Genomic DNA, 13,746 nt, shown 5'->3' on the forward strand with positions numbered 1-13,746 from the left:
TGATTTATTCTTTTCTTTTACAGTACCCATGTACGGATGGCATGGGCAACGCCGGATTCGTCATTTGTTTTGGTGATGTATTTGGCGATTTTTTTGATTTCTGGATTTCCATTTTCCATGACAACAGGGTTACCAACGACTTCCAGCATGGCACGGTCATTTTCTTCGTCACCGATAGCCATGGTCTCATCTTTGGTCAATCCTAGTTTTTCAGCTAGGTGGGTGATAGCTGAACCCTTATCTACATTCTTTTTAAGGAGTTCGAGGTAGAAGGGAGCAGATTTGTTGATGGAGTAGCGTTCGTAAAATTCTGCTGGGATTTTTTCAATAGCAGCATTAAGAATCTCAGGTTCATCGATGAACATACATTTGACAATTTCCTTGTCAGCCATTTCTTCAGGTGTGCGGTAGAAGATGGCCATGCTGACGAGGGTTGATTCGTGCACTGTGTATTTTCCGATATTGCGATTGGCAGTGTAGATACCGTCCTTGGTAATAGCATGCATGTGGACACCGAGCTTACGACTGAGAAATTCCATATCCAGATAATCCTCATAGGTCAAGGATTCGCTGATAATCTCATGACCAGTAGCAGTTTCTTGGACAAGGGCACCGTTGAAGGTCGCCACATAGTCACCCTCATCTCTCAACTGCAGGTCGTCCAGAAGTTTGGCAACACCTGCGATAGGGCGGCCAGTTGCAATCACGACTTTGACACCAGCTTCTTTGGCATCTTGGATAGCAGAAAAGACTTCAGGAGTGATTTCCTTTTGGCTGTTGACTAGGGTTCCGTCAATATCGACGGCAATTAGTTTAATACTCATAAATTTCCTCTTCTAGTTGTTATTTGGGGTAAAATGGTCGTTCTCAATCAAGTGTAAAAATTGCTGGGTGATACTTGCGAAGATGCTGTTTTGGTCTAACATTTCTTTCGGGAAATAAAAACGATTATCTCCGTGACGGCTACCAGCAAGGGATTGGACAATAGGAGACAGGCTAGAGAGTTCGGCTAGTTGACCATTCTTTTGTAAAATCTCAATCTGTGTCCGTGGATTTTCAGATTCGGGACGATAGATATCATAAGGGAGGTCGAAGTTCTTATGAATGGCAGTGTAGTAGTCTGGATCAAAGCCGATGTCCTCAACCAATTTTCTCATGCTAGCTAGTTGGTCTTGATCTTCTTGTGAAAAGGTAATGGATTTAAAGACCTTGCGGTTGACAAAGCGTTGCGACAGGTCTGCAAGAATCTTGTCAGGACTGGTCATCCAGAGTTGGAAGTAGGTATTCATCACACCATCATCCAGAGCCAGATAATCAGACAAGGTTACATTTTTTTCAAAGAAAGGCAGGAGATGTGGAGATGTTCGTGCAAAGAAGTCCTTATCCTCAGGGTAGAGTTCCTTGGCGCGTTTGAGGAGATTCTGCAGGAGAACTTCCATGGCTCGTGTTGCTGGGTGGAAATAGACCTGCATATACATCTGGTAGCGACTGAGGACGTAGTCTTCGATGGCGTGCATGCCATTGCGCTGAAAGGCAATACCATTTTTGACAGGACGAATGACTCGGAGAATGCGAGTCAGATCAAATTCCCCATAGGAAGCTCCCGTAAAATAGGAGTCACGCAAGAGATAGTCCATGCGGTCTGCATCAATCTGACTAGAAATGAGTTGCACAACCTGCTTGTTAGGATAGGTATGGTCGATGACACTGGCTACCTTTTCTGGGAAATCAGGTGCCACTTGTAGTAGGACTTGGTGAATCTCCGTTTCAGGACTTTGGATAATCTCCTGAGTAATGGCTTCATGGTCGGTATCAAAGAGATGTTCAAAAGTATGGGAGTAAGCACCATGCCCAAGGTCATGTAGGAGAGCAGCGGTCATGGTCAAGAGAGACTCGGCAGGATTCCATTCTTCAGGATATTTTTCTTCAAAAATCTCCGTGATGCGTCGTGCAATTTCATAGACTCCTAGACAGTGTGAGAAGCGGCTGTGCTCTCCACCGTGGAAGGTATAACTGGAAGTTCCCAGTTGTTTGATACGACGCAAACGCTGAAATTCTTTTGTATTAATCAAGTCATAGATGATTTGATTATTGACATGGATGTAGTTGTGAACAGGGTCACGGAATACTTTTTCGTTCATATGACCATTATAGCAAAAAGCTAGAGTTTTTGGTAAAATAGTAGGACAAGAGACAAGAAAGAGGACTTGATGTGAAGATTCGGATGCGAAATACGATTCAGTTTGATGAGCAGTTGGAAGTGATTGACCAACTTTATGACGTGGAAGTGCATGAAAAGGGAGATTATAGCTATTTGCTTTTCTACAATGAGGAAAAGGAAAAAGTAGTGATTAAATTCCATGGTCAAGAACTGGTGATGAGCCGTTTTTCCAATCCCAAGACCATTATGCGTTTTCTAAAGGATAGTGATAGTTTAGCCTATATTCCGACACCTATGGGCATGCAGGAGTTTATCATCCAAACGAGCCGTTATGAAGTTGATGGGCAAACGATTTACCTAGACTATCAACTACAAAATCAAGAGGGACATCCCTTTGCCAGCTATCAATTGGAAATTACTTGGGGCTAGGATCTCGTCTTTTTCAAATTTACCTGGCTATCTTCTTGGATTGACTTCCTAGTGTGGTAGATTAGGCTAATTTTTGGTATAATAAAAGTTATGGAAATCGAAAAAACCAATCGTATGAATGCGCTCTTTGAATTTTATGCAGCGCTTTTGACAGATAAGCAAATGAATTATATAGAGCTCTACTACGCTGATGATTACAGTCTTGCTGAGATTGCTGAAGAGTTCGGCGTCAGTCGTCAGGCTGTCTATGATAATATCAAGCGGACAGAAAAGATTCTGGAAGATTATGAGATGAAATTGCACATGTACTCGGACTACATTGTCCGCAGTCAGATTTTTGACCAGATTTTGGAGCGCTATCCCAAGGATGACTTTCTGCAGGAGCAGATAGAAATTTTAACAAGCATTGATAATAGAGAATAAGAGGAAGAAAAATGGCATTTGAAAGTTTAACAGAACGTTTGCAAAACGTCTTTAAAAATCTACGTAAAAAAGGAAAAATCTCTGAATCTGATGTCCAAGAGGCAACCAAAGAAATTCGCTTGGCCTTGCTTGAGGCTGACGTTGCCTTGCCTGTTGTAAAGGACTTTATTAAGAAGGTTCGTGAGCGTGCAGTCGGACATGAAGTCATTGATACCCTTAATCCTGCGCAACAAATTATTAAAATCGTTGATGAGGAACTGACAGCTGTTTTAGGTTCTGATACGGCAGAAATTATCAAGTCACCTAAGATTCCGACGATTATCATGATGGTCGGTTTGCAGGGGGCTGGTAAAACAACTTTTGCAGGCAAACTGGCCAACAAACTCAAGAAAGAAGAAAATGCCCGTCCTTTGATGATTGCGGCGGATATCTATCGTCCGGCTGCCATTGATCAGCTCAAAACTCTTGGACAACAGATTGATGTACCGGTTTTCGCTCTTGGGACAGAGGTACCAGCTGTGGAGATTGTTCGTCAAGGTTTGGAACAAGCCCAAGCCAATCATAATGACTATGTCTTGATTGATACGGCAGGTCGTTTGCAGATTGATGAGCTTTTGATGAGTGAACTTCGTGACGTGAAAGCATTGGCTCAACCAAATGAAATTTTGCTCGTCGTTGATGCCATGATTGGTCAAGAAGCGGCCAATGTTGCGCGTGAGTTTAATGCTCAGTTGGAAGTGACTGGGGTTATCCTTACCAAGATTGATGGGGATACTCGTGGTGGTGCGGCTCTATCGGTTCGTCACATTACTGGAAAACCAATCAAGTTCACTGGTACAGGTGAAAAGATTACGGACATTGAAACCTTCCACCCAGACCGCATGTCTAGCCGTATCCTTGGCATGGGGGATATGCTCACTTTGATTGAGAAAGCTTCTCAAGAATACGATGAGCAAAAAGCCCTTGAAATGGCTGAGAAGATGCGTGAAAACACCTTTGATTTCAATGATTTCATTGATCAGTTGGATCAGGTGCAAAATATGGGGCCAATGGAGGACTTGCTCAAGATGATTCCAGGTATGGCCAACAATCCAGCCCTTCAAAATATGAAGGTTGATGAGCGCCAGATTGCTCGCAAACGTGCTATTGTATCTTCCATGACTCCTGAAGAACGTGAAAATCCAGATTTGTTAAATCCAAGCCGTCGTCGTCGTATTGCCGCAGGTTCTGGAAATACTTTTGTAGAAGTCAATAAATTCATCAAAGACTTTAACCAGGCTAAACAACTCATGCAAGGAGTCATGTCTGGGGATATGAACAAAATGATGAAGCAAATGGGGATCAATCCAAACAACCTTCCTAAAAATATGCCAAATATGGGAGGAATGGATATGTCTGCCCTTGAAGGAATGATGGGACAAGGTGGTATTCCTGACTTGTCAGCTCTCGGAGGAGCAGGAATGCCAGATATGAGCCAGATGTTTGGTGGCGGACTCAAGGGTAAAATCGGTGAATTCGCCATGAAACAGTCCATGAAACGCATGGCTAACAAGATGAAGAAAGCGAAGAAGAAACGCAAGTAAGACAAAGGAAGGCCGCAGGGCTTTCCTTTTTTAGAAAGAAGAAAAATGAGCACTTCCGCAATTGGAAATGCTCGTTGTTTGATGTGTTTAGACTCTTATACTCAATGAAAATCAAAGAGCAAACTAGGAAACTGGCCGCAGGTTGCTAAAAGCACTGCGTTGAGGTTGTAGATAAGACTGACGAAGTCAGCTCAAAACACTGTTTTGAGGTTGCAGATAGAACTGACGAAGTCAGTAACATATATCTACGGAAAGGCGACGTTGACGTGGTTTTAAGAGATTTTCGAAGAGTATTAGTCTTTATTTTCGTATGTCAAGATTAAGTTCAAGATGATTCCTGTCATGGCTGATAGAGCAGTACCTGAAAGGGTAACTGGACCAAGTTTAAGGATAGCTCCTCCAAGTCCAAGGACTAACATAGCACTTGCGATGATGAGGTTACGCATTTGACCAAAATCAACACGTTCTTTAATCAAGACTTTCAAACCGTTGCTGGCTATAACTCCATAGAGAAGGATTGACATACCACCAAGAACAGTTGATAAAGAGTCACTAAAAAAGGAACCAAGATGGTTCCTAAAGTTATTAGTTACTTGCGCCAGATGTAGCGTCTGCGCCACCACCGTGACCACCGGCATCACCTGAATCAGAAGCTCCAGATGTAGCATCTGCATCGCCGTGACCGTGTCCGCCAGCAGATGCTGCAGCATTTCCACCGACTAAACGTTGACCAGTTGTATTGAGGTACCAGTCAAGCCATGGTTGGAAATTAAAGATAATTTCATTAATTCCAGCATATGAACCATCTGGGTAGTACATTGCTTGGTAATTATGGGTATTAATAACACCTTCAGGTGTTCCTGGCACAATTGTACGGACATATTCTTGATCCCCGTTACGCAATACGCCGACAACCCATTCAACGTTTTTCATTCTAGAATCGGGCAATGTACCGTGTACTGTTCCTAATCTATTTCCTGATTGAGCACGTACACGTTTACCAAACATTGTATCTGGGTCTTGGTGGGCATTGTTAAAGTACAAGAATTGATTGTTATCATCTGCAAATGTCAATTCAAATGGCATTGCTTTCAAGAACATATCAATTTGGTTAACTGTCAAGATACCGTGGTCTAATTTAACGTAAGTATCTCCAGAAACAGCTCCAACAAGTTCAGCAGCTTTTTCTACCCATTCAGGATCATCTGGGTCAACACCTTGGATGGTAGTTGCAATTGAATTTGTACAATATAAATCTTCTGGCTCAATTGGTTTTGGTTTTTTCAATTTTGAAACGACTCCCACATATTTTACAAAGTTGTCCAAGCATGTTTCAAGGAAATTAATAGTTCCTTCATTTGAGATATTGCCCTCATCGTCGAAAGCTTCTTTGGCTTTACCAAGAAGGAATTCGTTACCTGGAAGCGTATAGGCATTAACACCTGGAGCGTCAAGAATCTTACGAAGGTGAACTTGGGCACGAGAAGTACCTTGGTCGTAGTAAGAAGCTCCCACAATCATGACTGGTTTGTTTTCAAATGGATGAACTTCGTATGAAAGCCATTCAAGAACAGATTTTAGAGAAGCTGAGATTGTGTGGTTGTGCTCAGGAGTAGCGATAATGACACCATCAGCACGCGTAATTCTGTTATACAAGAGACGCAATTGGAAACTTTCATCCCATTTTTCGTCTTGGTTAAACATTGGAACTTCATCAATTTCGAGGACTTCTAATTCAAATTTGAGTTTGAAGTGACGACGGATGAATTCCAAGAGTTTACGGTTATATGATTGATCGTAGTTTGATCCTACAAGTCCAACAAATTTCATTCTTTTTGGTCTCCTATCTTACAAATTTTCCCAGTCAAATTCTTCAGCATCTTTGCGAAGTAAGGCTTGTGCGTTGCGCAATTTTTCTGTGATTTTTACAAAGATACGGAAGTCATCAAAAGTAGCATCCAGTTTTTTGATAACATCAAGATCTACTAGATCTCCACTTGGATTAAAGGCTTGAAGAGAATGTGAAAGCAAGAATTCATCAGGAAGGACACTTGCTTTGATTTCTGGTGCGTTTAAGATTTGGCGAAGTTGTAATTGGGCGCGTGATGAACCAAGTGTACCGTAAGAAGCACCTGTAATCATGATTGGTTTGTTCAAGAGTGGGTAAATACCATAAGACAACCAAGCAAGAGCGCTCATCAAAACAGCTGGGATAGAGTGGTCGTATTCAGGAGTACCGATAATAACGCCATCTGCCTCTTCGATTTTAGCAGCAATTTCCAAAATTTCAGCAGGTACTTGCTTGTCAGCTGGCTTGTTAAAGACAGGGATATCCTTGATTTCAACAAGTTCAATTTCAGCTTTATCAGCAAAGTGTTTTTGCATGTATTGAAGCAATTGACGGTTTGTAGAACGTTTTGAATTTGTTCCAACAATAGCAATAAGTTTTAACATGAGATTTCCTTTCTCTTTTTACATAATACGATTTTAAAACTCCATTGAAACAGTTATCTCTATAGAGTAGGAATTCCTGAAGAACAACTTAGGTGACCTTCCTTATCAATCAGAATCGCTTCGATTCCCTCCAAACTTTCGACTTGCCAAAGGATAGAAGCAGGTCTTTCTCCAAAGAGTCGAGTTGTCCAGATTTCACCATCAACTGATTTATCAGAGATGATTGTCAGACTAGCGAGTTCTGTTTCAACAGGATATCCTGTCTGACTGTCAAAAATGTGATGGTAATCTTTTCCATCGACTGTCAGGTGACGTTCATAAATGCCTGAAGTCACGACAGATTGATTGACAACAGGGATGGTCATTAAGTGATTTCCCCTAGGATTGGATGGGTCTTGAATCCCGATTTGCCAAGGTTGATTCCCTCTTGCCTGATTTTTTCCAATGGTCAGAACATTCCCTCCCAGATTAATCAAGGCAGAAGTCACACCCTCTTTCCTAAGAAATTGGGCAACCTTATCTGCACTATATCCTTTGGCTAAACAACCTAGATCGATCTTCATTCCTTTCTGTTTTAAAAACACAGTAGAAGTAGAAGAATCTAACTCGATATAATGAGGATTGATTAGAGGGAGTACCGATTCAATTTCTTGAGGTTGGGCAACTTTGGCATCTGAAAAACCGATGCGCCAGGTTTGAATTAAGGGACCAATACTGATGTTGAGATGGCTAGAGGGCGCTAAGCTATGCTCTAACCCAAGTGAAATCAGTTCAAACAGGTCTGGATGAACTTTGACTGGAGATATTCCAGCTTGATAATTGATCTCCATCAACTCAGATTCTTGGCTATTGGCATTGAAGCGGTATTCTAGCTCTTTGAGTAAATTAAAGGATTTTTGAAGCAAGATATCGGCTCGCTCATCTACTAATGAAATAGTGATAGTAGTCCCCATTAGCCGTTCAGAATGTGAACTAAGAGGCAATCTATCAACTCCTTTCTCTTATGTGAAAAGAAGATTGAAATATTGTAAATTTATGTTAAATTTAACCCCTTACAATTTCTTTCCATGATATTAGCATACCATAAAGTCAGCGTTTTCACAAATAAAATTTGTAAAGTTGTCAAGAAATATGCTCAGAAAATAAAGAATAATTGTAAGAAAGAATGATAAAATACAAATTATTTACATTTTTTTACAAAAAAATCGGGAAAATTAGCAAAACTCTTGTAAACGCTAACAGTAAATGTTATACTAGAAGAGTAAATTTAAAATTGAAGGTAGGAATTTTTCTATGAGTAAAATCGTTGTAGTTGGTGCTAACCACGCTGGTACAGCATGTATTAATACTATGTTGGATAATTTTGGGAATGAGAACGAAATCGTTGTATTTGACCAAAACTCTAACATCTCTTTCCTAGGATGTGGAATGGCCCTTTGGATTGGTGAACAAATCGACGGTGCTGAAGGCTTGTTCTATTCTGATAAAGAAAAATTGGAAGCTAAAGGTGCTAAGGTTTACATGAACTCACCAGTTCTTTCAATCGACTATGATAACAAAGTAGTTACAGCAGAAGTTGAAGGAAAAGAGCACAAAGAATCATACGAGAAATTGATTTTCGCTACAGGTTCTACACCAATCTTGCCACCAATCGAAGGTGTTGAAATTGTTAAAGGAAACCGCGAATTTAAAGCAACTCTTGAAAACGTACAATTCGTTAAATTGTACCAAAACGCTGAAGAAGTCATCAATAAGCTTGCTGACAAGAGCAAACACCTTGACCGTATCGCCGTTGTTGGTGGTGGTTATATCGGTGTTGAACTTGCTGAAGCCTTTGAACGTCTTGGAAAAGAAGTTGTGCTTGTTGATATTGTAGATACTGTCTTGAACGGTTACTATGACAAAGACTTCACAAAAATGATGGCCAAGAACTTGGAAGACCACAACATCCGTTTGGCTCTTGGTCAAACTGTTAAAGCAATCGAAGGTGACGGTAAAGTTGAACGCTTGATTACTGATAAAGAGACTTTCGATGTAGACATGGTTATCCTTGCAGTTGGTTTCCGTCCAAACACAGCCCTTGCTGATGGTAAGATCGAACTCTTCCGCAACGGTGCCTTCCTTGTAGACAAGAAACAAGAAACATCTATCCCAGGTGTATTTGCCGTTGGTGACTGTGCAACTGTCTATGACAATGCTCGTAAAGAAACTAGCTACATCGCTCTTGCTTCAAACGCTGTTCGTACTGGTATTGTGGGTGCTTACAACGCTTGTGGACATGAATTGGAAGGAATCGGTGTGCAAGGTTCAAACGGTATCTCTATCTACGGTCTTCACATGGTTTCAACTGGTTTGACACTTGAAAAAGCAAAAGCTGCTGGCTACAATGCGACTGAAACAGGCTTTAACGATCTACAAAAACCAGAATTCATGAAACATGATAACCATGAAGTAGCGATTAAGATTGTCTTTGACAAAGATAGTCGTGAAATTCTTGGTGCCCAAATGGTTTCACATGATATTGCAATTAGCATGGGAATCCACATGTTCTCACTTGCTATCCAAGAGCATGTGACAATCGATAAATTGGCATTGACAGACCTCTTCTTCTTGCCACACTTCAACAAACCTTACAACTACATCACAATGGCTGCACTTACAGCTGAAAAATAAAATTTGATGAACTATCTGGCCTTAAGTTAAGGTCAGATAGTTTTTTAAGTTGATGTGTACCCACACAATTATCCTTTTTTTATCTTGTGATTCCTTCTGTTCTGAATTAAAATGAAATGGTAGCTACCAATATAAATGATGAGGAAAAAGAAATGACTGAAAATCGTTATGAACTAAATAAAAACTTGGCACAGATGCTCAAAGGTGGGGTTATCATGGACGTTCAGAATCCTGAACAGGCCCGTATTGCAGAAGCTGCTGGTGCGGCAGCTGTGATGGCCTTGGAGCGGATTCCAGCTGATATTCGTGCAGCTGGTGGAGTTTCCCGCATGAGCGATCCAAAGATGATTAAGGAAATCCAAGAAGCGGTTAGTATTCCAGTGATGGCCAAGGTCAGAATCGGGCATTTTGTTGAAGCTCAGATTTTAGAGGCCATTGAGATTGACTATATCGACGAGAGTGAAGTTTTATCTCCAGCAGACGACCGTTTCCATGTGGACAAAAAAGAATTCCAAGTTCCTTTTGTTTGTGGGGCTAAGGACTTGGGTGAAGCCTTGCGACGTATTGCTGAGGGTGCCTCTATGATTCGTACCAAAGGAGAACCAGGTACAGGAGATATCGTCCAAGCTGTTCGCCATATGCGTATGATGAATCAGGAAATTCGCCGCATTCAAAATCTACGTGAGGACGAACTTTATGTTGCTGCCAAGGAATTGCAAGTCCCTGTAGAATTGGTTCAATATGTCCATGAGCATGGAAAATTGCCAGTTGTAAACTTTGCGGCTGGAGGCGTTGCAACGCCAGCAGATGCGGCATTAATGATGCAATTAGGGGCAGAGGGTGTCTTTGTCGGCTCAGGTATTTTCAAGTCAGGAGATCCTGTTAAACGAGCGAGTGCCATTGTCAAAGCGGTAACTAACTTCCGTAATCCTCAAATTCTAGCTCAAATCTCTGAAGATCTAGGGGAAGCCATGGTTGGTATCAATGAAAATGAGATCCAAATCCTCATGGCTGAGCGAGGGAAATAGATGAAAATTGGAATATTGGCCTTGCAAGGTGCCTTTGCAGAACATGCAAAAGTGTTGGATCAATTAGGTGTCGAGAGTGTTGAAATCAGAAATTTAGAGGATTTTCAGCAACATCAGAGTGACTTGTCAGGTTTGATTTTACCTGGAGGAGAGTCTACAACCATGGGCAAACTCTTACGCGACCAGGACATGCTGATTCCCATTCGAGAAGCCATTCTATCTGGCTTACCAGCCTTTGGAACCTGTGCAGGCTTGATATTGCTGGCTAAGGAAATTACTTCTCAGGAAGAAAGTCATCTTGGAACTATGGATATGGTGGTCGAGCGCAATGCCTATGGGCGCCAACTAGGAAGTTTCTACACGGAAGCAGAATGTAAGGGAGTCGGTCAGATTCCAATGACCTTTATCCGTGGTCCAATTATCAGCAGTGTTGGAGAGGGTGTAGAAATTCTAGCAACAGTTGAAGATCAAATCGTTGCAGCCCAAGAAAAAAATATGTTGGTAACTTCTTTTCATCCAGAATTGACTGATGATGTTCGCTTGCACCAGTACTTTATAAATATGTGTGACAAAAAGATAGTGGAATAAAAAGTGATAAATCAAGTTTTGATTCGCTTTTTCCAAAGAATCATTTTTTAAGTCATCTGACAGTATTCTGTGATTTTAGATTTATTTACGATAAATTAGAAAAGAATGATTGTTTTGACTTAGGGCATAAAGCTTATATGCTGAATATAGTGTTCAAGTATCTTTTATTGGGAGCACTTTAGAGGATGGAGTTAAAATACTATTCTATACTCCTTAATACTCTTCGACAATCTCTTCAAACCACGTCAGCTTTATCCGCAACCTCAAAGCGGTGCTTTGAGCAACCTGCGGTTAGCTTCCTAGTTAGCTCTTTGATTTTCATTGAATATATAGTAGTTTGAAATAAGATGTGTGCAACTTGATTAGGGAAATCAAATTAATTTCTAGAAATGTTTTAGTATCCACGATGTACTATTCTAGTTTCAATTTACTATAAAAATGATGTATGGGATTGGTCAAAAAGAACACTTTGAAAATAGCAAAAAACGAGTATCTCTACAGATGGAGATACTCGTTCTATTATGTATAAAGCTATGAGTCTGTCGTCCTACGTAAGGTGCGCGTCGAAGGTTATACCTAAAAAACTCCAAACGCGATACAATAAAGGGGATTAAGGCAATTCTAAAGATTTTTTAAGAGGTAAGTGATGAGTTAAGATCAATGGTGTTTTAACAAGGTGAAAAGGGTCAGGCAAAAAGTCTTTAAAATCAGAAAACGCATAATATCAGGTGTTGAATTTTACAACGTTTTTTATTTTATTTTTTGGTATTCTTTTGCAAAAAAGAATACAACATTTTGTTGTATCCTAAATATTAAATCAAGTCCTGAATTTTCTTAAGTTTTTATCATATTTTCTGTTATAATTAAGGTGCCTTAAGAAAAATAATGAAAAAACTAAATGTTTTTCATATAGTTTTCATTGTTTTAATAGTTTAAAGTCAATCTTATTTTTCTCTAATAGAAAATAATGAAAAAGTAGGTTTAGAAAGAGGTAAGTATCTATGTCTTCTCATAAAAAAGTGTCACTCTCTGAGATTAATCAATCTATCGATACTCCAAATAACAATCATTTCTGGCAAAATTTAAAGGCCTTTTTAGGTCCGGGTGCTCTTGTCGCAGTTGGTTATATGGATCCAGGAAACTGGATTACCAGTGTAGTCGGTGGTGCTTCCTATAAGTATAGTCTCTTGTTTGTTATCTTGATTTCATCTCTCATTGCCATGCAACTTCAGCAGATGGCAGGAAAGCTTGGTATTGTAACCCAGATGGACCTGGCTCAAGCAACGGCTCATCATTCACCTAAATGGCTTCGTTATAGTCTATGGGTGATTTTAGAATTAGCCTTGATGGCGACAGATCTGGCAGAAGTTCTAGGTTCAGCGATTGCTCTCAATCTTCTCTTTAAGATTCCGATTATGATAGCAATTCTCTTGACCGTGTTGGATGTTTTTCTCTTATTGCTTCTGATGAAATTTGGCTTTAAGAAGATTGAAGCTATTGTGACAACACTGATTTTAACCATTCTAGCAATTTTTACCTATCTGGTAGCTTTGTCACATCCAAGCTTCCAAGGAATCGTTGAGGGTTATCTACCGAATGCAACCTTATTTGAAAGTCCCTTGCCAGGGCATGAAAGTCAATTAACCTTGGCACTAGGGATCGTGGGAGCAACTGTTATGCCTCATAACCTCTATTTGCATTCATCCTTGTCACAGACTCGTAAAATCAATCACAAGGACAAAAATGATGTTCGAAAAGCCGTACGCTTTATGACCTGGGATTCTAATCTCGAGTTATCCTTGGCCTTTGTCGTTAACTCCCTTCTTTTGATCTTAGGAGCGGCTCTCTTTTTCGGCCATGCATCCGAGATTTCTGCCTTCTCTCAAATGTATAATGCCTTGCAGGATTCTACTATTGCAGGAGCTATAGCTAGCTCGACCTTATCAACCTTGTTTGCCTTGGCTTTATTAGCCAGTGGTCAGAATTCGACAATTACGGGTACCTTGACTGGACAAATCGTTATGGAAGGTTTCTTGCATATGAGATTGCCTCAATGGTTCATTCGTTTGGCGACTCGCCTCTTTGCCTTGCTACCTGTCATGATAGTTGCAGTTCTGTTTGGTCATCAGGAAAAAACCTTGGATCAGTTATTGGTCTATTCACAGGTCTTTCTTTCAATCGCTCTTCCGTTTTCAATCTTCCCTTTGATTTATTTAACTTCTAAGAAATCACTGATGGGCGAATTTACCAATGCTAAATGGAATACCATCCTTGGTTATATTGTTTCCATTATCTTAACAATTCTCAATGTGAAATTGTTATTTGATATTTTCTAAGAAATTCACCCGAGTTATAAAACAAGCATATAAGAAAAAAGATACCCAAGATTTCTTGGGTATCTTTTTTA

12 protein-coding genes and 1 pseudogene are annotated in these 13,746 nt (G+C 40.3%); 7 read left to right on the forward strand and 6 right to left on the reverse strand.

The features are described 5' to 3' along the window. Positions 1–17 precede the first annotated feature (17 nt). Both yidA and O3601_RS00695 read right to left on the reverse strand, forming a co-directional pair. On the reverse strand, positions 18–824 hold the full coding sequence (yidA, locus tag O3601_RS00690) for a sugar-phosphatase (RefSeq protein ID WP_371470381.1): 807 nt from the start codon (positions 822–824) through the stop codon (positions 18–20). 12 nt (positions 825–836) lie between these two features. Further along, complete coding sequence (locus tag O3601_RS00695; protein ID WP_371470382.1) at positions 837–2,141, reverse strand: HD domain-containing protein; 1,305 nt, start codon at positions 2,139–2,141, stop codon at positions 837–839. A gap of 71 nt (positions 2,142–2,212) precedes the next feature. On the opposite strand from O3601_RS00695, the gene O3601_RS00700 reads away from it, so the two are divergent. From O3601_RS00700 to ffh, 3 genes are all read left to right on the forward strand, one after another. Beyond that, positions 2,213–2,590 carry a DUF1934 domain-containing protein gene (locus O3601_RS00700; RefSeq protein WP_371470383.1) on the forward strand — a complete coding sequence of 126 codons (378 nt, stop codon included), beginning with the start codon at positions 2,213–2,215 and terminating at the stop codon, positions 2,588–2,590. Positions 2,591–2,680: 90 nt separating this feature from the next. Beyond that, positions 2,681–3,013, forward strand: coding sequence for a putative DNA-binding protein (locus tag O3601_RS00705; protein WP_000402066.1), 333 nt, complete (start codon positions 2,681–2,683; stop codon positions 3,011–3,013). A gap of 11 nt (positions 3,014–3,024) precedes the next feature. Next, positions 3,025–4,596 carry a signal recognition particle protein gene (ffh, locus tag O3601_RS00710; RefSeq protein ID WP_371470386.1) on the forward strand — a complete coding sequence of 524 codons (1,572 nt, stop codon included), beginning with the start codon at positions 3,025–3,027 and terminating at the stop codon, positions 4,594–4,596. A 293-nt stretch (positions 4,597–4,889) separates the two neighbouring features. Here ffh and O3601_RS00715 read toward each other — a convergent pair. From O3601_RS00715 to O3601_RS00730, 4 genes and pseudogenes are all read right to left on the reverse strand, one after another. Further along, positions 4,890–5,135 (reverse strand): annotated as a pseudogene (locus tag O3601_RS00715) (solute carrier family 23 protein); the annotation flags it as partial. 46 nt (positions 5,136–5,181) lie between these two features. After that, complete coding sequence (locus tag O3601_RS00720; protein WP_371470388.1) at positions 5,182–6,426, reverse strand: NAD(P)H-dependent oxidoreductase; 1,245 nt, start codon at positions 6,424–6,426, stop codon at positions 5,182–5,184. A gap of 18 nt (positions 6,427–6,444) precedes the next feature. After that, the gene (locus O3601_RS00725; RefSeq protein WP_020900666.1) at positions 6,445–7,050 is read right to left on the reverse strand and encodes an NADPH-dependent FMN reductase; all 606 of its coding nucleotides are present in this window, start codon (positions 7,048–7,050) and stop codon (positions 6,445–6,447) included. 59 nt (positions 7,051–7,109) lie between these two features. After that, entirely contained in the window at positions 7,110–8,033 is a 924-nt protein-coding gene (locus tag O3601_RS00730) for an FAD:protein FMN transferase (RefSeq protein ID WP_371470389.1), read from the reverse strand. A 310-nt stretch (positions 8,034–8,343) separates the two neighbouring features. On the opposite strand from O3601_RS00730, the gene nox reads away from it, so the two are divergent. The 4 genes from nox (at position 8,344) to O3601_RS00750 (ending at position 13,675) form a co-directional block, all read left to right on the forward strand. Further along, on the forward strand, positions 8,344–9,723 hold the full coding sequence (gene nox, locus O3601_RS00735; RefSeq protein WP_371470390.1) for a H2O-forming NADH oxidase: 1,380 nt from the start codon (positions 8,344–8,346) through the stop codon (positions 9,721–9,723). A 152-nt stretch (positions 9,724–9,875) separates the two neighbouring features. Beyond that, positions 9,876–10,751 (forward strand): pyridoxal 5'-phosphate synthase lyase subunit PdxS, encoded by an 876-nt coding sequence (pdxS, locus tag O3601_RS00740; RefSeq protein ID WP_000138526.1) that lies wholly within the window; start codon positions 9,876–9,878, stop codon positions 10,749–10,751. Further along, positions 10,752–11,339, forward strand: a complete 588-nt coding sequence (pdxT, locus tag O3601_RS00745) for a pyridoxal 5'-phosphate synthase glutaminase subunit PdxT (RefSeq protein WP_173227005.1) — start codon at positions 10,752–10,754, stop codon at positions 11,337–11,339. It abuts the gene before it with no gap. Positions 11,340–12,340: 1,001 nt separating this feature from the next. After that, positions 12,341–13,675 (forward strand): Nramp family divalent metal transporter, encoded by a 1,335-nt coding sequence (locus O3601_RS00750; RefSeq protein WP_000094595.1) that lies wholly within the window; start codon positions 12,341–12,343, stop codon positions 13,673–13,675. The last annotated feature ends 71 nt before the right edge of the window (positions 13,676–13,746 follow it).

The sequence above is a fragment of the Streptococcus sp. 20925_1_69 genome, assembly GCF_041432365.1.
Lineage (GTDB): Bacteria > Bacillota > Bacilli > Lactobacillales > Streptococcaceae > Streptococcus.